Raw genomic sequence first — 24,510 nt, 5'->3', positions numbered from 1 at the left:
CGACTTGCGGTTCATTCATTGTCAGCACGCAGACTTTTCATCATCTTGACCCGGCGTGAATGGGGCTGTCTGTGCTACGATATGCGCCTCCCGTGAACCGATACACGGCGCATGCCGCCGACCATAGAGGTTGATTCAGCCATGGCCAAAACGTCCCTGGACAAGAGCAAGATCAAGATCCTGCTACTCGAGGGCGTCCACCAGAGTGCGGTGGACAATTTTCACAACGCCGGTTATGAAAATATCGAGCATCTGCCCACATCGCTTGATGAAGAAGCGCTGATCGAAAAGATTCGCGATGTTCACTTCATCGGTATTCGTTCCCGCACCCAGCTGACTGAGCGTGTGTTCGAGGCGGCGGAGAAGCTGGTTGGCGTTGGCTGTTTCTGTATCGGCACCAATCAGGTCGATTTAACCGCTGCCCTTACCCGCGGTATCGCGGTATTTAACGCGCCGTACTCCAATACCCGTTCGGTGGCCGAGCTGGTGCTGGCAGAAGCGATTATGCTACTGCGCGGTATCCCCGAGAAAAACGCCCGCGCTCACCAGGGTGGCTGGCTCAAGTCAGCGAAGAATTCCCATGAAGCGCGCGGTAAAAAGCTGGGTATCGTTGGCTACGGCAGCATCGGTGCGCAGCTTTCGGTGCTGGCCGAATCGCTGGGCTTTAACGTCATTTACTATGATGTGATCACTAAGTTGGGGATGGGTAACGCCAGCCAAGTAGGCAGCCTTGAAGAGCTGCTGGGTCGTGCCGATGTCATCAGCCTGCACGTGCCTGATCTTGCCTCTACCCGCTGGATGATCGGCGCGAAAGAGATTGCCGCCATGAAGCCCGGCGCGATCTTTATTAACGCCTCCCGCGGTAGCGTCGTTGAAATCGAACCGCTGGCCGAAGCGCTTAAAGCGGGCAACCTCAACGGTGCGGCGATTGACGTCTTCCCGGTAGAGCCGAAAGGCAATGAAGAAGAGTTTGAGAGCCCCCTACGCGGTCTGGAAAACGTGATTCTGACCCCGCATATCGGTGGCTCTACCCTGGAAGCCCAGGAGAACATCGGTATCGAAGTGTCAGAAAAGCTGATCACTTACTCCGATAACGGCACCACCGTGACCTCGGTCAACTTCCCCGAAGTGGCGCTGCCCGCTCATCCGGACAAGCACCGTTTGCTGCATATTCACGACAACGTGCCGGGAGTGCTGTCGCAAATTAACCGCGTGCTGTCTGAAAATGGCATCAACATCTCGGGTCAGTACCTACAGACCAACGAGAAAGTTGGCTATGTGGTTATCGATGTCGATAAAGCTTATGGCCCACAGGCGCTGGAAGCGTTGCGTGAAGTCGATCACACGCTGAAAATTCGTGCGCTCTACTCGTCACAAAACAGCTAAAGCCTTTATTAAATAAGTTGGCTGTAAAAACGGCGCCTCGCAAGAGGCGCCGTTTTGGTTGGTGCGGTTTAGTCAACGCGGTGATCAAGCCAAATCAAACAGCAGCACTTCGCCTGCTTCTTTGCCGGTGAGGCTAATCGACTCATCTGGCGTAAACGCCGCAGCATCGCCTGCGCCTAGCGTCTCGCCATTCACTTCCATTTCACCGTTCACTACATGCAGCCAAGCGTGGCGCGAAGGCGGCGCGGTTGGCTGTTCGCCAGCGTTAAACAGGCCCGAGTACAGGTTCACGTCCTGATTAATGCTCACGGAGCCTTCGCGGCCCTCTTCAGAAACCACTAAACGCCACTGGCCTTGACGCTCGGCGGTAGGAAACGCTTTCTGCTCGTAGCTGGGTTTAATGCCGAGCTGCTTGGGTTCAATCCAAATCTGCAGGAAGTGCAGCTCGTTTGTCTTGGAGTGATTGAACTCGCTGTGCAGCACGCCGGTACCCGCTGACATGCGCTGCACGTCGCCCGGTCGCATTACCTCGCCATTGCCCATGTTGTCTTTATGCTCCATCTCACCTTCCAGCACGTAGGAGATAATCTCCATATCCCGGTGAGGATGGGCACCAAAGCCGTGGCCGCCCGCGACGCGGTCTTCATTGATCACGCGCAGGGCGCGAAAGCCCATATGGTTGCGGTCAACGTAGTTGGCAAATGAAAAAGTATGGAATGAGCGTAGCCAGCCGTGGTCGGCGTAGCCGCGCTCGTTTGAACGACGAATAATCATGCTGTACTCCGAGGTTATGTGATGTGGAATAGTGACAATATACGCCTCGTTGACGCCGCGTGGGGTGAAGGTTTCAGTACGTTTCTGTCGAATAAATCGACGTTTTCAGCGCCAGGTTGCGCTAGAATATGCGCGTCTTAATAACCCGGTCCGTCCTTTACGAGGATGACTACCTGGAGCTTTACATGTCAGTACCCATCCAAATGCCGCCCATTGTGGTCGCGGCGCTGTATAAATTTGTCACCCTGAACGACTTCGAAGCGCTGCGCGAACCGCTTCACCAAACCATGCTCGATAACGGCGTTAAAGGCACTCTGCTGCTCGCTAAAGAGGGCATCAACGGCACGGTGGCGGGCAGTCGCGAAGGCATTGACGGCCTGCTTACCTGGCTGACCGCCGACCCGCGTCTGGCCGATATTGATCACAAAGAGTCTTACTGCGACGAAACGCCGTTCTACCGCACCAAGGTCAAACTCAAAAAAGAGATCGTTACCCTTGGCGTGCCGGATATCGACCCCAACGACACTGTTGGCACCTACGTCGAGCCGGAAAATTGGAACGACATCATCGCCGACCCAGAAGTGCTGGTGATCGATACCCGCAATGATTACGAAGTAGCCATTGGCAGCTTCGAGCGGGCGATCGACCCGAAAACTACAACTTTCCGCGAATTTCCTGAGTACGTGCGCGAGCACTACGACCCGGAAAAGCACAAAAAAGTAGCGATGTTCTGCACCGGCGGCATCCGCTGCGAAAAAGCCTCCAGCTTTATGCTCAAAGAAGGCTTTGAAGAGGTTTATCACCTGAAAGGTGGTGTGCTGAACTACCTGGAAAAAGTCCCGAAAGAGCAGTCGCTTTGGCGCGGTGAGTGCTTCGTGTTCGATAACCGTGTGACGGTTCGCCACGACTTGAGCAAAGGCGAGTTTGAGCAGTGCCACGCCTGTCGTATGCCAATCTCCGCCGAGGATATGCAGTCATCTGCGTATGAGCCGGGCATTAGCTGCCCCCACTGCATCGATTCGCTGCCGGAGAAGACCCGCGCAGCGGCCCGTGAACGGCAGCGTCAAATCGATCTAGCCAAGCAGCGCGGCGAACCGCATCCGCTAGGTCGCGACACCCGCTTAATGAAAAAATCCTGATAAAAAAGCGGGTGCGCTAGACTGATGGGCACTGTGTTACTCACCTCAGGAGTTCACCATGTCCATCATCTCTGATTCACCTGCTCCCATCCTGCAGCGACTTGACCGCCAAGGCGTTGTGACGCTGACGATGAACACACCAGAGCGCTTTAATGCGCTTTCGGAAGCCATGCTGCAAGCCCTCCACGATGCCTTAGCTGATATTGCCGACGATAGCAGCGTGCGCTGTGTGGTACTTGCCGCCGAAGGCAAAGCCTTCTGTGCTGGCCATGATCTTAAGCAGATGCGCGCTAACCCCGATAAAGCCTATTACCAAACGCTCTTTGCCCGCTGTGGCGAAGTGATGCAGGCCATTGTGAATCTTCCTGTGCCGGTGATTGCTAAAGTTCAGGGCATCGCCACTGCCGCGGGTTGCCAACTGGTCGCGAGCTGTGATCTGGCGGTGGCGGCGCGCAGCGCCCGCTTTGCGGTTTCTGGTATCAACGTTGGGCTGTTTTGCTCCACCCCAGCGGTGGCGCTGTCGCGTAACGTTTCACGTAAGCGCGCCATGGAAATGCTGCTGACAGGCGAGTTTATTAGCGCCGAGCAGGCGGCGGAATGGGGGCTGATTAATCGTGTGGCCGAAGATGATGCGCTGGATGAGGCAACGGAAGAACTGACCGCCAGTATCTGCGCGAAAAGCGCCGTGGCGGTGCGAACGGGAAAAGCCATGTTTGCCCGTCAGCTTGCTATGCCGCTTGATGAAGCCTACGCCTTCGCCGGAGAAACCATGGCCTGCAACATGTTAGCCGAGGATGTGGGCGAAGGGATTGATGCGTTTATGGCTAAGCGGCCACCGCAATGGCGACATCGCTAAGATAACGCCAATGAATGAATGGAATTCGTTTCCGTAAACGCGACAACGGCCGTGTTGGCACGTTATCCTGACGCCCTTTATGTTTACAGGGAAGGCGCCGTCAGCAAAGGCGTTTTCAGGTAGGAGCGCCTTTTAGGAGATCGCCAGGTGAGTGAAGCCAAGCGCAGGACGGTCGGTCGTCCGGCGAATACCGCCAAAGCCAGCGGTGGGCACAGCCAGTCGCTGGTACGCGGCTTAACGCTGTTGGAGTATCTTGCGGCGAGCCCCCTTGGGCTCGCCCTTTCGGAAGTGGCGGAAATGGCCGAATTAGCGCCATCGACCACCCATCGCCTGTTACAAGCACTGCAAAGCCAGGGGTTTGTCACCCAGGAGAACGAGCAGGGCCTGTGGCGAATCGATGTCAAAACCTTCCGTATCGGCAATAGCTTCCTTGAAGCGCGCGACGTCGTGGCCACCAGCCGGCCATTTTTGCGCCGCCTAACGGCCGAAACCGGCGAAACCGCCAACTTGGGTATCCGCGATGGGGAAACGGCGGTGTTTCTCGCCCAGCATGAGTCGCCCCAGATGATGCGCATGATCACCCGCCTTGGTTCGCGCGCGCCGTTGCACGCCTCCGGTGTCGGTAAAGCGTTGCTGGCGTGGATGCCTGATGATGAGCGAGCTCAATTGCTGGATGGCCGCGAGCTTGCCAGAGTGACCGCTAATACGCTTTATCAGCCCGAGACCCTGCAAGAGGAAACCCAGCAAATTCGCGCTCAGGGTTTTGCCTGTGACCGTGAGGAGCATGCGATCGGCCTGCACTGCGTGGCCGCCTGCGTCTTTGACGAACACAGTACCCCGCTGGCGGCAATTTCCGTTTCAGGCCCCATGGCGCGTATCCCTGAAGCGCGTCTGTTAACGTTGGGTGCACTGGTTCGCCAAACGGCCGATGAAATCACCCAGCAGTTGGGCGGCCAGGTGCCACGTTAACGAGGTTCGCTAATTAATGCTGAGCCTTTTTTTTGTCGCCTTCGTCAGCGCGACGCTGTTACCGGGTGGATCGGAAGTGTGGCTGGCGCGGCTGTGGTGTATGGGCGAACCACCGCTGACGCTGTGGCTAGTCGCCACTACCGGCAATACCCTGGGCAGCATGATCAACGTTGCATTAGGCCGCTATGCCCGCCAGTTTCAAGATCGCCGCTGGTTTCCCGCCTCGCCAAGTAGCCTAGCCCGCGCAGAGGGTTGGTATCACCGCTTTGGTGAACTGAGTCTACTGGTTTCATGGGCGCCGATTATCGGCGACCCCCTTACCGTGTTGGCCGGCGTGTTCCGGCTGCCCTGGTGGCGGTCGCTGGCGTGGATTGTGATCGCTAAGGGCGCCCGCTACGCTGTGGTATTACTGCTCGCGCACTACTGGCTAGCGCCTCTGTGTCAGTGAAACGTCTTTTTAATTAAGGCATGTTACCCTGTACAACTTTTTAACAAGCTGCACAGGCAGTGTAGAGTGTAGGCAGCCGTTAGGTTGAAAAGAACACTCACCCAAAAGGAGGTTAAGGCGTGAAGCCACTTCGTTTACTACCCTGGCTAGGTGTCTGGCTGTTGGCGATGATTGCCCTATTGGCTACGCCAGCCATGGCACAGAGCACGCCGAGTGAATCGGCCAGCGCCGAAGGCACGGCATCATCAGAAGCCTCGGCACCGACATCTTACGAGGCGCTGGCCAATTTATTGGAAGATGAGCAGTCGCGCCAAGAGTTGATTGAGATGTTGCGCAGTCAAGCCTCAGCGCTGCCCGATGGCATCGCCAATGAGCTTTCGCCAGAAGCCGCTGCTCAAGGCAGTGAGATAGCGCCGGAGGAGGTCTCGTTGCCGCGCCAGCTAGCCGAACTCACTAGTCGTGTGGTTAGCGACGTGGGCGGGCAGTTTGAGCAAGTGGTTGGCATTGTAGGCGGGCTGTTCGCCGGTCAAGAAGCCGATAGTGTCTTTGACATGGCCGCGTTCACCAGTGCGGCGATTAATCTGGGCCTTGTGATTGTCGCGACATTTGCGATGTTTATGATTTTCAGGCGCTTGGCGAAGCCGCTGTTTACGAAAATCAGTGGCTGGTCGCTGAACGGTAGTAACTTAACCCCCGTGTTGCGCTTGATTACCTGTGTGGCCATTGCGGCGGTGATAGATGTACTGCTGGTAAGCGTTTCCTACGTAGGCGGCAACCTATTAGCTACCTTTGCGATTGGTGAAGCGGGTGAGCTGTCTACCCGCGCCTCCCTATTCTTAAATGCCTTCCTGGTGATCGAGTTGCTCAAAGCCGGGGTGCGGATGCTGTTCTCTTCACACTATGAAGGGCTGCGCCTACTGCCTATTTCGACCCAGGAAGCGTCCTATTGGAACCGCTGGTTGGCGCGCTTGATTGGCATGGTAGGTTACGGTCTGATGGTCGTGGTGCCGTTGATTAATTTCTATGTGGCGGCGTCGTTAGGCCAGGCAGTCGGCACGCTGATCATGCTGTTGGCGTTTATTTATGCCGTGGCAGTGGTGCTTAAGAACCGCCTCCGCCTACGCAATAACCTGAATGATATGGCGGCAAAATCAACCTTAACCGCCAGCCGTGTTTCCCTGCAGCTATTTGCCCGCACTTGGCACCTGTTCGCGCTGCTGTATTTCTTAATCGTGTTTGTGCTGACGTTAACGCGGCCCGGCGATGCGCTGCCATTTGTGATGTTTGCCACCCTGAAGTCCCTGGCCGCCATCGTGGTCGGACTGCTGGTGTCGTCCTTCCTTACCCAGACCATTGGCCGCCGTATCACGCTTTCAGACGACCTGCGGCGCAAACTGCCGTTGCTTGAAAAGCGCCTGAATAGCTACGTTCCCAATGCGTTGCGTGTGCTGCGTACCGTCATTCTGATCGTAGTCATCATGATGGTGTTGAACGCCTGGGGCGCGTTTGATCTAGCCGCTTGGTATGCCTCTGAACGCGGTGCCAATCTGGTCGGCAAACTGGTCGGTGTCGCGGTGATTTTGATTGTCGCGCTAGCGGTTTGGCTGGGGCTGGCGAGCCTGATCGAGCATAAACTCAACCCGGAAACCGGCTATGGCGAACCTTCCGCGCGGGCGAAAACGCTGCTTAGTCTGTTCCGTAATGCGCTGGCCATCGCCATGGTGACGATTACCGGCATGATTGTGCTGTCGGAAATCGGCATCAATATCGGCCCGCTGATCGCCGGTGCTGGTGTGCTCGGTCTGGCGATTGGTTTTGGCGCGCAGAAGCTGGTGCAAGACGTTATTACCGGGGTGTTTATCCAGGTAGAAAATGCCATGAACACCGGCGATGTGGTTACCGTCGGTGGCGTGACAGGTACCGCCGAACGGCTCAGTATCCGCTCTGTCGGTATTCGTGACCTATCCGGTACTTATCACATCGTGCCGTTCTCAAGCGTAGACACCGTGTCTAACTACATGCGCGAGTTTGGTAACCACGTGGGTGAGTATGGTATTGCCTATCGTGAAAGCATTGATGATGCCATTGCACAGCTTCAATTGGCTTTTGAAGATCTGAAAGCCAGCGAAGAGCATAGCCATAAACTGTTGGCCGATCTAACCGTGGCGGGCGTTATCGCGCTGGCGGATAGCTCTGTGAACATCCGTGTGGTGATCAAAACGACACCAGGCGACCAATGGGCCGTGGGACGTGCCTACAATCGTCTCGTCAAGCTGCGCTTCGATGAAGCGGGTATCGAGATACCTTTCCCGCATACCACGCTCTACTTTGGACAAGATAAGACGGGGTCTGCGCCGCCCGCGAACCTGCGTGTCATGCAGCAAGCCTTTACAATCGACGGTAGTCCGGCAGGGCAACCCAAATCGGGTGATGTTACAACGGATGACAGGTTTGATCCTCGCCTCAGCCAGACAACCTCTGACACGGTCGAGCACCAAAAGCCTGACCATGATGACGTCGATGAGACTTAAATGGTCGTTATCATGAAGTGATTTCTATTAATCGCTACAGCGGGGCTGCCTTCGGGCAGCCCCGCTGCGTTTTAAGGGGTATTTAATGACGATAGTTTTCTGAGTGCCGCCCTTCCAGATTGATGGACTCACCACCATCGACAAACAGAATTTGCCCAGCTACAAAAGTATTGTCCAACAAGTAATACAGTGCTTGTACAAGGTGGGCGGGTTCTCCCTGCTGTTTCAGCGGAATGCCTTCAATACGCCACTGCACATAGTCACTGGTGCGCTGGGAGGCAGGCAGCACCACGCCGGGGGCAAGGCCATTAATGCGAATACGCGGGGCGAACTCCAGTGCTGCCATGCGGGTCATCTCCGCTAAGCTCTTTTTCGACAGTAAATATGCCGCATACGGGTATTGGTGATAGGCCACTTTGTTATCAATGATATTGATCACCTGGCCCTCTTGAACCACCTCGGCAAAGTGGCGCGTCAGCAGTAGCGGGGTAAACATATTGACTCGGAACTGAGCTTCCAGCATCGCCAGATCCGTCCCGGCAATCAGTGCAGGCTCATAGGCGGAGGCGCTATTCAGCAGCAAATGAAGCCCTGGGAAACGCTGCTTTGCCGACTGTATTAAGACGTTTAGATCGTCGTTTAAAAAATCGCAGTGAAATATTTCACACTCTCGTCCTTTGGCGCGAATATCGCTGGCGACCTCTTCAGCCTCTTCGCGGGAGCGATTAACGTGCAGTGCAATGTCATACCCCGCGTCGGCCAATGCTTCAGAGAAGTATCGGCCCAAACGAGTGGCACCGCCGGTGACCAAAGCAGCTTGTTGATGCATAAAGCGTTCCCTATCGTTTTATGGATATGCAAAACTCTCTGCGTGAGTGCAGCGTTTGTCAATAACTTATACAGAGCTTGAACATGGCAGGGGCCTGGAGGTATTTATAACGCTGGCTCACAATAGGGTAGTTCCATGTTTCCTAGAAAACGCCACTAACATAGGATGTCGCCATGCCCCCCACGACATTGCCTAGCGAACAGGCTGTCTCCCTTCATGAATGTTTGATCTCCCTGGGGTCCAATATCGACCCTGAGCACTATTTTGATCAGGCGCTAACGATCCTTAGCCAGGAGTGCAAGCTCTTGGCGCGCTCAAAAGCGATACGCACAACACCGGTAGGTTATCAGCAGCAGCCTGATTTCTTAAATGCCGCACTATTAGTCAGCACGTCACTTGAGCAAGAAGCGTTTCGCGCCTACCTCAAAGAAGTGGAAGACCGGTTAGGTCGAGTACGCGGCGCGATTAAGTCAGGGCCACGCACGATGGATCTCGATATGGTGGCGTGGAATGGGAAAGTTGTGGATGAGGGTTACTACCAGCATGACTATGTAAAAGTACCGGTCGACGAAGTGCTCGCCAGCAGTGGCCGCACCCTTGAGCCAGTAAAACGCTCATGATTTTTATGGCTAGGCCGATAGTAACGTTATAGCCGCCCAGCGTCTGGGTCGGTTAGCTTCTTCCGGAGGCGTGCGCCTCTCATCTGGGTTACGTATCAATAGCGCTAAAGATGACCCGGCGGGGCAGGCGATTGCCAAACGTATGACGGCGCAAATCAATGGTATGACCCAGGCCAACCAGCAGGCGCAGATGATTCTGCGCCTGCTGGAAGGGATATAAGGTAGCCAGGGCCAGAGCGGCTTACCTATTCAATGATGCCCTGTTCGCGGGCCATGGCGTAGGCTGCCTGTGGACCATTCCAGAGCGATGGCAACAGTATCAACGACACCGGAATCGCGGTGATAACAATGAACTGCTGCAACGCGCCAATCTGACCAGCACCCATATACAGCAGTACCGCCGCCATTAGCGCCATGGCAATCCCCCAAAACGCCCGCATGACCGGGCTCGGGTTATCGTGCCCCGCGCCGACCACCGCAATGGCGTAACTCATTGAGTCACCGGTGGTCGCTACGAAAATCGTCGTCAGCAGTAAAATGGCTAGCGCCATCCAGGTGCCGCCGGGCAATGCCTGGGCAACGGTTAACGTGGCGACATCAAACTGAAAGTTATTAAGTGCTTCGGTTAAATCGATCACGCCATTAAGCTGGTAGTAGATGCCCGAGCCCCCAAGCAGGGTAAACCAAACGGTAGTGGCGATAGGCGCGAGAATCGCCACTGCCACAATCATTTCGCGAATGCTGCGCCCGCGGGAAATCCGCGCCACAAAAATCGCCATCACGGGGGCATAGCCGATAAACCAGGCAAAGAAAAACACCGTCCACCACTGCATCCACCACGCTGGGGCGGTTTCTGCGGTCATGGTCGCCATGGTAAAGAATTCGCTGACATAAGCGCCCATGCCGGAAACATAGCTATTGACCAAAAACAGCGTTGGGCCAAAGACAATAATCACCGCCCCAATACCTAGCGCCAGCAGCACGTTAAAACGGCTAAGTATTTGAATGCCTTTGTGTACACCGCTCGTGGAGGAGAGCACGTAGATGCTGGCAAGTATGCCCAGAATAATCAGTTGGCCGGTGTAGCCTTCCGGCAGCCCAAACAGCTCATGAAGACCAAAACTAACCTGAGTGGCCAGAAAGCCAATGGGTCCAACCGTGCCCGCAACTAACGCAATCACACAGCAGGCGTCGACTAAACCGCCCAGTGGGCCACGCATTAAGCGTTCACCGAGTATCGGGTAGAGTAGCGTACGTGGTTGCAGCGGCTGGCCTTTTACGTAATGTGCATGGGCGAGAACCACCGCTGTTAATGACCCCAGTACCGCCCAGGCCATAAAACCCCAATGCATAAAGGACTGGCCTAACGCGCCAGAAACGGCTTCGGCGGTGCCCGCTTCGCTATTAAAGGCAGGGGGCGTCACTACAAAGTGGTAAACCGGCTCGCCGGCGGCAAAAAATACGCCACCCCCCGCCAACAGGGTGCACAAAATGATCGATAGCCATTTAAACGTGCTCATTTCTGGTGCAGCTAAGTTGCCGATTTTAGCTTTTGCAGCCGGCGTCATCGCTAAGCCAATGGCAATAAAGAACGTCATCAGCAGTAGTAACTGGAAATAGCTACCTAACACTAACGCCGTCCACGCGAAACCTGCGCTGATACTATCCGCCACTAGGGCTACGTCGTAAAACGACAGCGCCAGAAAAGCGACAATAAAGCCAATACTCAAGATCAGCACAATGGGATCGCCAAGTGAGAAACGCTGGGAACCCTCAGCGTTGGGGCTGGGTTGGTTCATGTTTGATACCTTATGGGGGAGCAAGAGGGTGGAAAAGAGCCTTTCAAAGCAGGTCGTTAGGTGGTTTACCGGCGCGTCTTTATTAATGTAAACAGTCATTAAAAACAGTAGGTATTAATTGGAAGTAGAGATAAAGCAGGTGAAGTTTTAGGTAAAAAAAAGCGCCATTCAATGAATGGCGCAAGGACAGGAAACTGCGCATAGTATACCGCCGATATAGACCAACGTCTAATATGTTTTATTTTGGTGCGTTTTAGGAGCACGCATGCACACTATTGGCGTGCGGGCAAAGCGTTCTTCGTTAGGATCTTGTCGTAATCATCTGATAATTATAAGAAATACTAAATTTGGCAGTATTGCTGCTAATACTTAAGCATGTTTTGTATACAAGGTATGCCGCCATGTCGCCCGTATTGACGCTTCTCCGTTCTACTTTCAACACTGCTGCCTTACGCCATTCGCCTACACGGTTGTGGGTGGGCGGTGCTGCTGCACTGGTGTTAATGCCGTCTCTCGGCCATGCCGACGACACCCAGATACGCTTTCAGTTGGATTGGCGCTTTGAAGGACCCTCCGCCCCCTTTTTGATGGCTGCCGAGAAAGGCTACTTCGCTGAAGAGGGGCTGGACGTTCAAATCGACTCCGGTAGTGGCTCAGCAGGGGCGATTAACCGCGTGGCGTCCGGTGCTTACGAGATGGGCTTTGGCGACCTTAATGCGCTGGTCGAATTCCTCGCTGAGAACCCTGATGGTCCCGGCATTCAGGGTGTCTATATTGTCTACGATGGCACGCCCGCTGCGGTATTTGCTCGTAAAGAGAGCGGTATTGAAAGTCCGGCTGACTTAGCCGGTAAAACCATCGCCGCCCCGGCCTTTGATACCGGCTATCGCGCCTGGGGCGTGTTTGCCGCCGCTAATGACCTGGAAGCCGATGCAGTTGAGTGGCAGAACGTCGACCCCACACTGCGTGAAACGCTGCTCACCCGGGGCGATGTGGATGCCATCACCGGTTTTTACTTTACCAGCCTGCTCAACCTTGAAGAGCGTGGCATGAGTGAAGAGGAACTGACCATCATGCCGTTCCCTGACTACGGCGTGCCGCTTTACGGCAATGCGATTATTGCCAGCGAATCCTTCGCCGAAGCGAATCCGGAAGCTGTGCAAGGCTTTCTACGCGCCTTCAACCGCGCACTCGGCGAAACCATTGCCGACCCTGAAGCCGCTATTGAGTACGTCAAAAACCGCGATGGTTTGATTGATGTAGAAATGGAAACACGGCGCTTAAAACTGGCCCTAGAGAGCGTGGTGGATACCCCCGATGCTCGTGAACATGGTGTGGGCGGAGTGGATGACGAGCGTCTGGCTCAGGCGATTCAACTGGTCGCCGATGCCTACGACCTCACGTCAATCCCCTCTCCCGATCAGGTATTTAATTCAAACTACTTACCTGCCCAAGAAGAACGCATGCTGTTTTCGGCAGAGGGCGAATAAGCATGTCGGCAGCGTTCGTCACCTTTGATGACGTTAGCCTGGCCTACGATGCGTCGGGCAACGCCATTGAAGATATCAACCTGAGTATCCACGAAGGTGAGTTCGTCGCCTTTGTTGGCCCTTCCGGCTGCGGTAAATCGACCTTTATGAAGCTTTGCACCGGTCTGCATGCGCCTACCACCGGTGCCGTGCGAGTGGATGGAGCAACGGTTGCCGGGCCTTTGAAGATCTCCGGTATGGCGTTTCAAAACGCCAATCTGCTGCCCTGGCGCACCACCTTGGATAACGTCTTGCTGCCGCTGGAGATCGTCAAACCTTACCGCCATCAATTCCGCAAGCGGCGCGAAGAGTTTGTCGGCTGGGCGCGCAAGCTGCTAAAGACAGTGGGGCTTGAAGGTTACGAAGACCAGTACCCCTGGCAGCTTTCTGGCGGTATGCAGCAGCGGGCGTCGATCTGCCGGGCGCTGATTCACCAGCCGCGTCTACTCATGCTGGATGAGCCCTTTGGCGCACTGGATGCGTTTACCCGTGAAGAGCTGTGGTGCGTGTTGCGCGACCTGTGGGAGGCGCAACACTTTACGGTAGTGCTGGTGACACACGACCTCCGCGAGGCGGCGTTTCTGGCCGATACCGTCTACATCATGAGCCGCCGTCCCGGCCGGGTAATCGAGCGCCGTGAAATAGAGTTGCCGCGACCCCGTGCACTGGAAACCACCTACCAAAAACCCTTTATTGATCTAGTTCAGGAACTGCGGGCGCAAATTGGCGAAGTACGTAGCAATGGGTAAACGCACGCAGTACGTGATGAAAGGCGCGCTTATGACGAAAAATAACCCGCTCATTGAACGACTAGCACCATGGATCGCGGTGGTGGTTTTGGTCATCATCTGGGAGGTGACAGTGCGCGTGTTTGACGTGCCCAGCTTTATCTTTCCGAGCGCCATGGAAACCGCCCGGGCGCTGGTGACCTATGCTGGCCCTATCGCCATGCACTCCTGGCAAACCTTCTGGACCACGCTCATCGGCTTTGGTCTAGGCGTTGCGGTGGGGCTGGTACTAGGCTTTGTTATCGGTTCGTCGCGCTTTTTGTATAACGCCTGCTATCCGCTATTGGTGGGCTTTAATGCCATTCCCAAAGTGGCGTTCGTGCCCATCTTGGTGGTCTGGTTTGGGATTGGCTCGGTACCTGCCATTCTCACCGCGTTTTTGATTTGCTTCTTCCCCATTGTGGTCAACGTGGCTACCGGCTTGGCGACGCTGGAACCCGAAATGGAAGATGTACTGCGAGTGCTGGGCGCGCGGCGTATGGACGTATTGCTAAAAGTAGGCCTGCCGCGCTCGCTGCCGTATTTTTTTGCCTCGCTAAAAGTGGCGATTACTTTGGCCTTCGTAGGCACGGTGGTATCGGAAACGGTCGCTTCCAATCAAGGCATTGGCTACCTGATGATGAGCGCGGGCTCGCAAATGCGCATGGGATTGGTCTTCGCTGGGCTACTGGTCATCAGCGCCATGGCGATGGTGATGTATGAGCTATTTGCACAGTTAGAGAAACGCATGACCGGCTGGGCGCACCGCGGTCAGAACCGCTAGTCTCTATGTAAAGGCTCACCAGCGATAAAGCAGCGACGCACTGGTAGTGCTGTCGGTGCGTTCATTGGTGTCGTCAGGCGGCTGGGAGTTGTGCTTGATTTCGTGGGATAGGCGCAGCGACAGCTTTGAGTTGAGCCGGGCAGTAAGGGCCGTTAGCGAACGGGAAGTGATGTTCTGGCTGGTATACTCAAGCGACATTTCCTGTTCGATATCCGCGTAGTCAGAAAATTCCCAGCGGTAATCCAGTGCGGTGTAGGTCACCATCAAGCGTTCATCGTTGTAGTCGCGCAGCCGATCATGGCGGTAACCAGGTCCCGCTTCCAGGGAGAGCGTATGGATTTCGTTCTCCAAAATCTGCCGTCCGTAGCCGCCAATCGCTGACAACTGCTGGTCGTAACCGGCAAAGCGATCTTTCTCCCAGCGGGCAAAGCCAAACAGATAGTGGGGGCCATCGAGCTCGTAACGCTCGCGCCCTGCGATTAAGTACTGCTCAGCGCTGGTTTCATCATCCTTACTAACGGTGCGTACTTCACCGCGCAGAGAGTAGGTGAATTTACCGGTTAACCACGTTAGCCGTGTTTTGCCGATCAAGGTTTGGCTGTTGGTATTGCCTGACAGGTGGGTAAAACCAAGCTCAGCATCGCCACTGAATACGGGTGCATCTTCCTGGGGCGGCGGAGGGGCATAAAACGGATTGGCATAAGCCACACTTAGCCACAGTGGCCAGCAGGCCAGCAAAAGCATCCATCGAACGATTCTCGCAACAATAGCCACTATCTCCCTCCTTGGTTTCGGCAATCGAGCATTATATCAGCGAATGATGACATGGCGTGTTGGCGTTTAACGTCGTTTGCTGGCGCGTGCCATAATGGTGCGGTCATGTATTTTGAGTCTATCTATGAGCGCTTCTCGCCCCCGAACACTCGCCGAGCTGCAGCGCTGGCGCCGTACCCGCGCTAGGCGCAGTTGGTATAAACGCAGCTTTCGCCTGCAGGTAATGTTGTTGGTGGGGCTATTGCTGGCGGGCATGCTACTGGCACAGGGCACGTATCTCAATCTCCGCAAGGCGGAAATTATTAGCCAGCAGATGGGCGAACGGGCACTGGCGGTGGCCAAAACAGTGGCGTCAATGCCGCAAATTATCAACGCATTTGATATCCCTAATCCCGCTTTTATTATCCAGCCGCTGGCAGAACGGGTACGCCAAGAAACAGGGGCGCGCTATGTCGTGGTCGGCAATGCCCAAAGCATTCGCTACTCCCACCCCGTACCGGAACGAATCGGGCAACCGATGGTGGGCGGGGATAACGATCAGGCGCTGATCCATGGCCAGTTCTATGTCTCCGAGGCAACCGGTTCACTGGGCACCGCCATGCGTGGCAAAGCACCTATCTGGGATGAAGAGGGCAATATTATTGGCCTGGTTTCCGTCGGCTTTATGATGGATCGCGTCGAAATGGACGTGGCGCGCTACAACAGCTTTGGCTGGGTACTGGTGGCGCTGATGATCTGCCTGGGGTTCGCCGGTGCTTATTGGCTATCGCAGCACCTTAAAAAGGTCATTTTAGGCCTGGAGCCCTACGAGATTGCGCGACTGGCGATGGAGAAAGAGGCCATTTTGCAGTCGATCCACGAAGGCATCCTAGCGGTTAACCGAGAAGGGCATATCACGCTGGTCAACCAGCAGGCGCGGCGTTTTCTTAACTTGGATGACGAGCATGTGCTGTTGGGACAGCCTATCCGTGAAATTGTGCCCAACTCACGGTTATTGGAAGTGCTCCGGCGCGGCGAGCAGGAGTTCGATCAGGAGATGTGGCTGGGCGATCATCCCGTGGTGGTCAACCGGGTGCCGATTCTGCACGAGGGTGAGATCGAAGGGGCGGTGGCCACCTTCCGTAGCCGTCGGGAGATAGTCGACCTCTCCCAGGCGCTAACCCAGGCTAGCCGTGACGTGGATATGCTGCGTGCCCAGGCTCATGAGTTTTCCAACAAACTCTACACCATCTCCGGGTTACTGCAGTTACAGCGCATCGAGGAAGCCTTGTCGCTGATCCATCAGGAAACCGAGCGTGCCCAGGCGCAAATGAGCTTTTTAATGCGCAACGTGGCTGACGCTGTGCTTAGCGGTACGCTACTGGGTAAACTCACCCGCGCGCGGGAGCTTGGCGTAGCGCTGGAAATTGACGAACAAAGCTCGCTCTCCTGCCCGCTAACGCCTACCGGTCAAGAGGTGATGATGAGCGTGGTGGGTAACTTGCTGGATAATGGCTGCCATGCCGCCCTTCATGGACCAAATAAAACGCCCAAAGTACGCCTGTTTTTCACCGACCTGGGTGAGCAGCTACTGATCGAAGTGGAGGATAACGGGCCGGGTGTGCCCGCTGAACTCGCCGAGTCGATTTTCCAAGAAGGCTTTTCGACCAAAGCGGGCAAACACCAGGGCATTGGCTTAGCGTTGGTGGCTAGGCTCTGCCGTCAGTATGGCGGCGCTGTTACTCTGGAAGAGAGTGAGCTGGGCGGGGCGTGCTTTATCGCCGTGCTTGACCGCTCGCTATGCCAAAATAGGCCTGACAGTGATCTAAACCATCATTTCAAAGGCGATCTCATCGACGATCTCAACAACAAGTCCAAAAACAGTGGCCATAGCGGCGAGGGGAAACGCGATGTCTGATAGGCAGTACGGCATTTTGGTCGTTGAAGACGATTTTCGCATCGCCGATATCCACAGAGCCTTCATTGAAAAGAGCGAAGGCTTTTATGTAGTGGGTATGGCGCGCAACGGCAGCGAAGCCAAGGCGCTGATGGCGGAACACGCCGCTAACATCCAATTGATTTTGTTAGATGCCTACCTCCCCGATGTCGAGGGCTTGGAACTGCTGTGGGCGATTCGCCGCGACTACGTGCATGTAGATATCGTCATGGTTACCGCTGCACGCGAAGTGGAAACCATTAGTGAAGCGCTGCGTGGTGGGGTATTTGACTACCTGATCAAGCCCATTGAAGCTGCGCGAATGACGCAAATGCTGACTCGCTTCCGTCGCGAGCGTGAAGCGTTGGCCAACCGCGCTGAGATGAATCAGGATGAACTGGACTCCGTGCTGGCGCGCCTTAAGCCCGGCGAGCCGTTGCGGGCAAAAAGTCAGTCACTATCTCAAGCCCTACCTAAAGGCATTGACCGGCTGACACTACGCCGGGTGATCGATGCCCTGGCCGATGCCCCCGACTCCCTTACCGCCATGCAAATGGCGCGCATCATGGGAGCTAGCCGCTCCACCGCGCGCCGCTATTTAGAATTTCTAGTTGCCGAGCAGGCGGTAAGTGCTGAGCTGGGCTATGGTGACGTAGGGCGGCCCGAACGTCGTTATCGACTGTTGAAGACGGCACATGACTGGCTAGATTCTCTATAAGAAAGTGCTGTGAGCTAGCAGGCGTGAACAAAATGAACAAAATGCGCGTAAAGAACTTTTTGTCTTTTATGCGCACAAGCTTGTCGGTCAGGGTGGCGGTCTTCTAACGTTCGCGGCGTGCAGTCTCACAATAAGACGCCCCATACAACAACACTGACACGTGGAGAACGCCATGATCATTAAGCCTTCCTTTAAGTATTTAACGTTGCTGGCCCTTCCGCTAGCGACGCTTACCACTTTTGCTAGCACCGCTTCAGCCTTCGAGCCAAAAGGTAAGGTGGAGTGTATAGCGCCCTCTGACCCAGGCGGCGGTTGGGACTTTACTTGCCGTAGCGTAGGGAATGTCATGCAGGAACTTGATATAGTTCCAGCGAATGTACAAACCATCAATATGGCTGGTGCTGGTGGCGGTGTGGCGTTTGCCCATACCGTCAGCAAGCGCGCTGGCGATGACCACCTACTGGTTGCAGCCTCTACTGCCACGACCACTCGTCTGGCCCAAGGGCAATTCCCAGGGTTGACTGCCGATCAGGTCAATTGGATCGGAGCGCTAGGGGCGGATTACGGAATTATCGCCGTGGCCGCTGATTCCGAGATCGATGACCTCAATGAGCTCATGGAATCGCTCAAGGAAGATCCGCGCAGCGTTAAGTTCGCTGGCGGTAGCGCTAAAGGCGGATGGGATCATCTCAAAGTGCTGATCGCCGCTCAGGCAGCGGATGTCGAAAATCTTCCGCGCATTGCCTACCTCTCCTACAACAACGGTGGCGAAGCGCTAACCCAGGTAATCGGTGGCCACGTGGACGCCTTTACCGGGGATATCACTGAAGCCCAAGGGTTTATGGAATCTGGCGACTTACGCGTCCTGGCGGTTCTTTCTGAAGAACGTCTGCCCGGTGACATGGCGGACGTACCCACTGCCCGTGAACAAGGCATCGACGCTATTGGCCCCAACTGGCGCGGCTTTTATATGCCGGCGGACGTCTCTGAAGAGGCTGAAGCGTATTGGACCGATGCCATGGACACTATTTATGAGAGTGAAGAGTGGCAGGATGTCATGGCTCAGAACGGATTGATGCCATTTCACATGACCGCTGGCGAGTTCGAAGCGTTCGTACTCAACCAGATCAATGAGATTGAACAGCTTTCTAAAGATATTGGGCTAATTCAGTAATGACTTTCAACGACCGCATCTTTGGGGTCCTGATGATCGTCCTGGCCGTCGCGTACGGCTGGGCCGCGACTCAGTTCCCGGAACCGTTTGGTGGGGCCGAAGCCGTTGGCCCTGACACTTTTCCGAAGTTGCTCGCCATAGTGTTGGCAATTTCCAGCCTTTATCTGATTGTACGCCCTGATCCCGATAACGCATGGCCTTGGAGCCGTACCGGTATCGAGCTAATCATCGCCGTAGTGGTGCTGATCTTTTACGCCATGCTGCTTCAGCCGCTGGGCTTTATTATTAGCACTACGCTTGCTGTGGGAACGCTCTGCTGGCGCATGGGGGCTCGGCCGCTCAATGCTTACATGACCGGTGCAGTCTCGGCAGTGGTAGTGTACTTCCTGTTTAGTTTTGCACTCGATCTCGCCTTGCCGTTGGGTCTGTTGTCATTCCTGGAGATGAACTAATGGAAACTCTAGGTTATCTGATGGATGGTTTTGGCGTTGCTCTGCAGCCCCATAACCTAATGTTCGCCTTGCTGGGTGCTTTTCTAGGCACCTTGATCGGCGCCTTGCCGGGATTAGGCCCAGCTAATGGTGTGGCCATCCTGATTCCGCTGGCGTTCAGTTTGGGACTCGCACCAGAAACCGCCCTGATCATGCTGACCTCCGTGTATGCGGGCGCCATGTACGGTGGGCGTATTTCATCGATTCTGTTGAATATTCCCGGCGATGAACCGGCCATGATGACCTGTCTTGACGGGTATCCTATGGCCCAGAAAGGCAAGGCTTCTGAGGCGCTGGCGATCTCAGCCGTGGCCTCTTTTATCGGTAGCCTTATCGCCACTATTGGTTTGATCTTGCTGGCGCCACTGTTGGCTAATTTTGCCTTAACGTTCGGCCCTGCAGAATATTTTGCGCTCTTCCTGCTGGCGTTCGCTACCTTAGGCGGCATCACTGGCAAAAACCCTATCAAAACGGTAGTCGCCGCCAGTATTGGCCTAATGATCGCCACGGTGGGTATCGACAATACCGGCGTGCAGCGCTACACCTTCGGGGTGCTCGAACTTTTTGAAGGCGTGGACTTCATCATTGCTATCGTCGGTCTGTTTGCCATTTCCGAACTGCTGTTCTTCATTGAGGAGCGCGCAGGCGGTGGTAAGGAGAAGATGAAGGTCAACAAACTTTCGCTCTCCTGGAAGGATATCCGCGATATTCTACCCACCAGTTTCCGTGGCGGGGTGCTGGGGTTTGTTGCCGGTGTGCTACCCGGCGCCGGTGCTTCGTTGGGTAGCTTCATCAGCTATACCCTTGAAAAACGTGTGTTGGGTAAGAAAGGCTATTTTGGACAAGGCGACCCGCGTGGTGTGGCTGCTCCCGAAGCTGGCAATAACGCCGCTTCGAGCGGTGCTCTGGTCCCCATGCTAACCCTGGGTGTGCCGGGTAGTGGTACTACCGCAGTACTCTTAGCGTTGTTGATTTCGCTCAATATCACCCCGGGACCGTTGATGTTCACCCAGAATGCCGACATCGTCTGGGGCGTGATCGCAGCGCTATTGATCGGTAACTTTTTGCTGCTGATCCTTAATATTCCGTTGGTGGGCATCTTCGTCAAGCTGCTGTCCGTGCCGCCGATGTACTTGCTGCCGATCGTCACGATGATTGCCTTCGTGGGTATCTACTCAATCAGTAACACCATCTTTGATCTCTACTTCATGGTGGCCTTTGGGGTGGGCGGTTACGTCCTGCGCAAGCTTGAGATTCCGCTGGTGCCAGTGATTCTTGGCTTGTTGCTGGGGCCTGAGATGGAGAAGAACCTGCGCCATGCCATGGATATCTCCGATGGCGACTGGATGATTCTTTGGGATAGCGGTCTGGCTATCGGCCTTTGGGTCTTTGCTGGATTAGGCTTGATCTTGCCTTATATTGTGGGTCCTCTCCTGCGTCGTGGGATGAAGGGAGCAACGCCTACGTCAGGCTCGCCTGAAAGCGATTAATACTTAAAGGAGTCATCTTGAGCAACGGGGCGCCGACGAAAGTCGGCGCCCCGTTTTTATTAGTAGTACCTCTGAAAGATGGACAGGCTCTTTTTCTACTTTTTGTAACTGAAGAGTAAGTATAAAGTTTCTAAATTGTATATGACTAATCTAAGTACCGAGTTGGTGCAGTGTTTCTTATTGGTGCATTGTTAAGGTGCTTTAATAACAACTTTGCGCTTTATATTGGTGCGTTTGACGATAATTAGGAATATTTTAAGATAACTAAGTGGCTGATTCGTTAGCTATAAGTGAGCGTTGTGCCAATCTGGCGCATCCCTTGCAGGTGTTAATGGCTAGTGGACGTATTGGGGGAGCTAACACAACAACCCCAAGTGCGAAGCCAACCATCAAGCCCCAATCATAAGGGGTGCAAGGAGATTAACAATGAACACTCTCAAACGCTCGACACACCCGCAATCATTCCTTTCAAGTGGCCGTTTCGCCACCGCGCTACTCACCGCCGTGGTCATGGGAGCCAGCACCCAGGCCTTTGCGCAAGACGATGACCCGATCAAAGTCGGTATCCTGCACTCCCTCTCCGGCACCATGGCGATTAGCGAAACTGTCCTTAAAGACACCGTCGAAATGTTGATCGAACAGCAGAACGAAGCCGGTGGTTTGCTGGGTCGCCAGTTGGAAGCCGTCGTCGTTGACCCCGCCTCTAACTGGCCGCTGTTTGCCGAACGCGCTCGTGAGTTGCTGGCGCAAGAAGAAGTCGACGTCATCTTCGGCAACTGGACCTCGGTGTCTCGTAAAGCAGTGCTGCCAGTCGTCGAAGAGCTCAACGGGCTGCTGTTCTACCCGGTGCAGTATGAAGGCGAAGAGTCTTCTGAAAACGTCTTCTACACCGGCGCGGCGCCTAACCAGCAGGCGATTCCTGCGGTTGAATACCTTATCAACGAAGTAGGTATCGAGCGCTTTGCGCTGGTGGGTACCGACTATGTCTACCCGCGTACCACCAACCGTATCCTTGAAGCCTTCCTCAAGGACGAATACGGCATCGCGGAAGAGGACATCATGGTTAACTACACGCCGTTCGGTCACTCCGATTGGCAAAACATCGTGGCGGAAATTCGCCGCTTCGGTGAAGAGGGTAAACCAACCGCCGTAATTTCAACGGTTAACGGCGACGCCAATGTGCCGTTCTATACCGAGCTTTCCAACCAGGGCATCGATGCGGCCGATATTCCGGTCATCGCTTTCTCTGTAGGCGAGCAGGAACTGACCGGTATTGATACCGGCCCGTTGGTGGGTCACTTGGCGGCCTGGAACTACTTTATGAGCGTTGATAACGACGACAACTACGACTTTATCGATGCCTGGATCGAGTACACCGGCGACGATATGGCGGTCACCAACGACCCAATGGAAGCGCACTACATTGGCTTCAACATGTGGGCAGAAGCGGTACGTAAAGCGGGCACGACGGACGTCGATACCGTTAAAGACGCCATTATCGGTGTGACCGTGCCTAACCTCTCCGGCGGCTATGCGGCGATGATGCCCAACCACCACATCACCAAGCCGGTGCTGATTGGTGAAATTCAGGATAACGGCCAGTTCGATATCGTGTGGCAGACGCCCTCTACCGTGGCGGGCGACGCCTGGTCTGACTACCTGCCTGGCTCGCGTGACCTGATTGCCGATTGGCGCAAGCCGATGGAGTGCGGCAACTTTAACGTCGTGAACGGTTCATGTGGTGGCAGCACCGCAGCAGAAGAAGCCGAAGCGGCACTCGCTGAGTAAAGCCTAAAACCCCTTGCCGCGTCGTGGTTCGATGGTTGGCGCGGCAAGGAGCACGCTACCTTTCCCTCTTAGATAACCGTTTTTAAATAACCAAAGGAAGAACCCCATGAGGCGTTTCCTTTCCTTGGCGCTGCTCTGCTTCCTGCTGTTGGGTATTACCCTCAATGCACAAGCACAATCAACAGACGCCGCTAGCAGCTCCACTAATGATGCCGCCGCGCTCGAACTGCTAGAGGCGCTGGACGTTGAGTCCTACACCGCCAAAGGCGAAGCCATTACTGCCATTTTGCAAAGCGACGATGAGCGTGCCCGTGACTGGCTGCAAGCCCTGCTGGATGGCCGCTTACAGCGCACCGAAGATGGCCGTTTTGTACTGGTGCTCGAGAACCGCGGCCGCGACTGGCCGGTGGCCGATGTACTCACCGGCGAAGCGCTGGGTGAGATGTCCCGCCGTGACCTGGAACGTATCGGCATTAACAACAACCTGCGTAATCAACTGCGTAGTGCCATCGCGGTAGTTGACCTCTATTCGCCCAACGTGGAGCGCCGTCGCACATCAGCCGAGCGCCTGCTAGGTGAAGTAGACGGTGAGCTGGTGCCCACGCTTGATGACTTGATTGCGCAGGAAGAGGACGAGCAGGTACGCTATCGCCTGACCCAGGCCGTGGCAATTTATCGCGCTGAAGCCGGTGAAATGGCTGGCGTTGAAGCGCTGGACGGCAGCCTGCATCCGCGCTCAAGGGTAGCGTTGAGCCGAGCAGCCAATGGCGATGACCCTGTCGTCGCCAATGCAGCCGCCGCTTCCCTGGCGGGTATCGAGCAGCAGCTCAAGATCAATCGCGGTCTGGAAACGCTCTATTTCGGCTTGAGTCTTGGTTCAGTACTGGTGCTCGCTGCCATAGGCCTAGCGATCACTTTTGGCGTCATGGGTGTGATCAACATGGCCCACGGCGAGCTGATGATGCTGGGTGCATACACCACCTGGGCGATGCAACAACTGCTGCCCGGCCAACCGGGGCTGGCGTTGATTCTATCGATTCCTGCGGGCTTTATGGTTGCTGCTCTAGCCGGTGTGGCGATCGAGCGCGGCGTGATTCAGTTCCTTAAAGGCCGCCCACTGGAGACGCTGCTGGCGACCTTCGGTATCAGCCTGATTCTTCAGCAGCTGGTGCGCACGGTGATTTCACCGCTCAATCGTACCGTCATCACCCCAGAGTGGATGAGCGGTTCGCTAGTGGTTAACGATGCGCTGTCGCTAACGCTCAACCGCATGTACGTGCTTGGCTTTGCGCTGGTGGTGTTTGCGGGCCTGATGCTGATTATGCGCCGCACACGATTAGGGCTTGAGGTGCGTGCAGTGACCCAGAACCGCGCCATGGCACGCTCCATGGGCATTCGTGCCACTCGTGTGGATATCATGACCTTTGCGCTGGGCTCCGGCGTAGCCGGGCTTGCCGGGGTCGCGCTCTCCCAGCTCACCAACGTCGGCCCTAACCTGGGGCAGAACTACATCATCGACTCGTTCATGGTGGTGGTGTTCGGCGGCGTGGGTAACCTATGGGGCACGCTGGTGGCCGGGCTATCCCTGGGAGTCATTAACCAAGTGCTGGAACCTTGGGCTGGCGCGGTATTGGCCAAGATCATCGTGTTGGTCTTTATCATCCTATTCATTCAAAAACGCCCGCGTGGACTCTTCCCGCAGAAGGGCCGGGCTGCGGAGGGCTAAGCG

At 55.3% G+C, this 24,510-nt stretch carries 21 protein-coding genes and 1 pseudogene; 18 read left to right on the top strand and 4 right to left on the bottom strand.

Annotated elements, in window-relative coordinates; all coding sequences use genetic code 11:
- Nucleotides 1-141 precede the first annotated feature (141 nt).
- Entirely contained in the window at nt 142-1,386 is a 1,245-nt protein-coding gene (gene serA / locus ACXUPB_RS20255) for a phosphoglycerate dehydrogenase (RefSeq protein WP_472954413.1), read from the top strand.
- 84 nt (nt 1,387-1,470) lie between these two features.
- Here the strand turns inward: serA and ACXUPB_RS20250 are convergent, their stop codons facing one another.
- Nucleotides 1,471-2,160, bottom strand: coding sequence for a pirin family protein (locus ACXUPB_RS20250; RefSeq protein ID WP_339883300.1), 690 nt, complete (start codon nt 2,158-2,160; stop codon nt 1,471-1,473).
- A gap of 185 nt (nt 2,161-2,345) precedes the next feature.
- Between ACXUPB_RS20250 and trhO the strand changes: the two genes are divergently transcribed.
- The 5 genes from trhO to ybiO all read left to right on the top strand — a co-directional run bounded on the left by trhO (nt 2,346) and on the right by ybiO (nt 8,103).
- The gene (gene trhO, locus ACXUPB_RS20245; RefSeq protein ID WP_472954411.1) at nt 2,346-3,299 is read left to right on the top strand and encodes an oxygen-dependent tRNA uridine(34) hydroxylase TrhO; all 954 of its coding nucleotides are present in this window, start codon (nt 2,346-2,348) and stop codon (nt 3,297-3,299) included.
- A 58-nt stretch (nt 3,300-3,357) separates the two neighbouring features.
- Entirely contained in the window at nt 3,358-4,155 is a 798-nt protein-coding gene (locus tag ACXUPB_RS20240) for an enoyl-CoA hydratase (protein ID WP_472954409.1), read from the top strand.
- A gap of 147 nt (nt 4,156-4,302) precedes the next feature.
- Nucleotides 4,303-5,124 carry an IclR family transcriptional regulator domain-containing protein gene (locus ACXUPB_RS20235; RefSeq protein WP_101146842.1) on the top strand — a complete coding sequence of 274 codons (822 nt, stop codon included), beginning with the start codon at nt 4,303-4,305 and terminating at the stop codon, nt 5,122-5,124.
- Between the two features lie 16 nt (nt 5,125-5,140).
- Entirely contained in the window at nt 5,141-5,572 is a 432-nt protein-coding gene (locus ACXUPB_RS20230) for a YqaA family protein (RefSeq protein WP_472954407.1), read from the top strand.
- 119 nt (nt 5,573-5,691) lie between these two features.
- Entirely contained in the window at nt 5,692-8,103 is a 2,412-nt protein-coding gene (gene ybiO, locus ACXUPB_RS20225; protein WP_472954405.1) for a mechanosensitive channel protein, read from the top strand.
- Nucleotides 8,104-8,185: 82 nt separating this feature from the next.
- Here the strand turns inward: ybiO and ACXUPB_RS20220 are convergent, their stop codons facing one another.
- On the bottom strand, nt 8,186-8,932 hold the full coding sequence (locus ACXUPB_RS20220) for an SDR family NAD(P)-dependent oxidoreductase (protein ID WP_472954404.1): 747 nt from the start codon (nt 8,930-8,932) through the stop codon (nt 8,186-8,188).
- A gap of 173 nt (nt 8,933-9,105) precedes the next feature.
- Here ACXUPB_RS20220 and folK point away from each other — a divergent pair, with 173 nt between their 5' ends.
- Nucleotides 9,106-9,552, top strand: a complete 447-nt coding sequence (gene folK / locus ACXUPB_RS20215) for a 2-amino-4-hydroxy-6-hydroxymethyldihydropteridine diphosphokinase (protein WP_472954402.1) — start codon at nt 9,106-9,108, stop codon at nt 9,550-9,552.
- Between the two features lie 28 nt (nt 9,553-9,580).
- Nucleotides 9,581-9,739: pseudogene (locus tag ACXUPB_RS20210) on the top strand (flagellin N-terminal helical domain-containing protein); the annotation flags it as partial.
- Nucleotides 9,740-9,797: 58 nt separating this feature from the next.
- Here the strand turns inward: ACXUPB_RS20210 and ACXUPB_RS20205 are convergent.
- On the bottom strand, nt 9,798-11,351 hold the full coding sequence (locus ACXUPB_RS20205; protein WP_472954400.1) for a BCCT family transporter: 1,554 nt from the start codon (nt 11,349-11,351) through the stop codon (nt 9,798-9,800).
- 401 nt (nt 11,352-11,752) lie between these two features.
- On the opposite strand from ACXUPB_RS20205, the gene ACXUPB_RS20200 reads away from it, so the two are divergent.
- Genes ACXUPB_RS20200 through ACXUPB_RS20190 form a run of 3 tightly spaced genes read left to right on the top strand, consistent with a single transcriptional unit; the run spans nt 11,753 to nt 14,431 of the window.
- Nucleotides 11,753-12,841: an ABC transporter substrate-binding protein gene (locus ACXUPB_RS20200; protein WP_472954398.1), complete on the top strand. Its 1,089-nt coding sequence runs from the start codon at nt 11,753-11,755 to the stop codon at nt 12,839-12,841.
- Nucleotides 12,842-12,843: 2 nt separating this feature from the next.
- Nucleotides 12,844-13,629, top strand: coding sequence for an ABC transporter ATP-binding protein (locus ACXUPB_RS20195; protein ID WP_472954396.1), 786 nt, complete (start codon nt 12,844-12,846; stop codon nt 13,627-13,629).
- A gap of 31 nt (nt 13,630-13,660) precedes the next feature.
- Nucleotides 13,661-14,431, top strand: coding sequence for an ABC transporter permease (locus ACXUPB_RS20190; RefSeq protein ID WP_472954394.1), 771 nt, complete (start codon nt 13,661-13,663; stop codon nt 14,429-14,431).
- A gap of 15 nt (nt 14,432-14,446) precedes the next feature.
- Here ACXUPB_RS20190 and ACXUPB_RS20185 read toward each other — a convergent pair whose 3' ends face one another.
- On the bottom strand, nt 14,447-15,175 hold the full coding sequence (locus ACXUPB_RS20185) for a DUF481 domain-containing protein (protein WP_472956770.1): 729 nt from the start codon (nt 15,173-15,175) through the stop codon (nt 14,447-14,449).
- A gap of 154 nt (nt 15,176-15,329) precedes the next feature.
- Between ACXUPB_RS20185 and ACXUPB_RS20180 the strand changes: the two genes are divergently transcribed.
- The 7 genes from ACXUPB_RS20180 to urtB all read left to right on the top strand — a co-directional run bounded on the left by ACXUPB_RS20180 (nt 15,330) and on the right by urtB (nt 24,507).
- Nucleotides 15,330-17,102 (top strand): sensor histidine kinase, encoded by a 1,773-nt coding sequence (locus ACXUPB_RS20180; protein ID WP_339935660.1) that lies wholly within the window; start codon nt 15,330-15,332, stop codon nt 17,100-17,102.
- Nucleotides 17,095-17,838, top strand: a complete 744-nt coding sequence (locus tag ACXUPB_RS20175) for a response regulator (RefSeq protein ID WP_035555190.1) — start codon at nt 17,095-17,097, stop codon at nt 17,836-17,838. The genes ACXUPB_RS20180 and ACXUPB_RS20175 overlap by 8 nt, the downstream gene beginning before the upstream one ends.
- A gap of 172 nt (nt 17,839-18,010) precedes the next feature.
- Complete coding sequence (locus tag ACXUPB_RS20170; protein ID WP_472954391.1) at nt 18,011-19,012, top strand: Bug family tripartite tricarboxylate transporter substrate binding protein; 1,002 nt, start codon at nt 18,011-18,013, stop codon at nt 19,010-19,012.
- Nucleotides 19,012-19,464, top strand: a complete 453-nt coding sequence (locus ACXUPB_RS20165) for a tripartite tricarboxylate transporter TctB family protein (protein WP_035555193.1) — start codon at nt 19,012-19,014, stop codon at nt 19,462-19,464. Before ACXUPB_RS20170 ends, ACXUPB_RS20165 begins: the two co-directional genes overlap by 1 nt.
- The gene (locus ACXUPB_RS20160; RefSeq protein WP_472954389.1) at nt 19,464-20,993 is read left to right on the top strand and encodes a tripartite tricarboxylate transporter permease; all 1,530 of its coding nucleotides are present in this window, start codon (nt 19,464-19,466) and stop codon (nt 20,991-20,993) included. Before ACXUPB_RS20165 ends, ACXUPB_RS20160 begins: the two co-directional genes overlap by 1 nt.
- 426 nt (nt 20,994-21,419) lie before the next feature.
- Nucleotides 21,420-22,781 (top strand): urea ABC transporter substrate-binding protein, encoded by a 1,362-nt coding sequence (gene urtA / locus ACXUPB_RS20155; protein WP_472954387.1) that lies wholly within the window; start codon nt 21,420-21,422, stop codon nt 22,779-22,781.
- Between the two features lie 106 nt (nt 22,782-22,887).
- Complete coding sequence (gene urtB, locus ACXUPB_RS20150) at nt 22,888-24,507, top strand: urea ABC transporter permease subunit UrtB (protein ID WP_472954385.1); 1,620 nt, start codon at nt 22,888-22,890, stop codon at nt 24,505-24,507.
- Nucleotides 24,508-24,510 lie beyond the last annotated feature (3 nt).

This window comes from Vreelandella sp. DA03-1M, assembly GCF_055725665.1.
The sequence above is the reverse complement of the archived record's forward strand: the minus strand, read 5'-3'. Positions and strand labels throughout refer to the sequence as shown.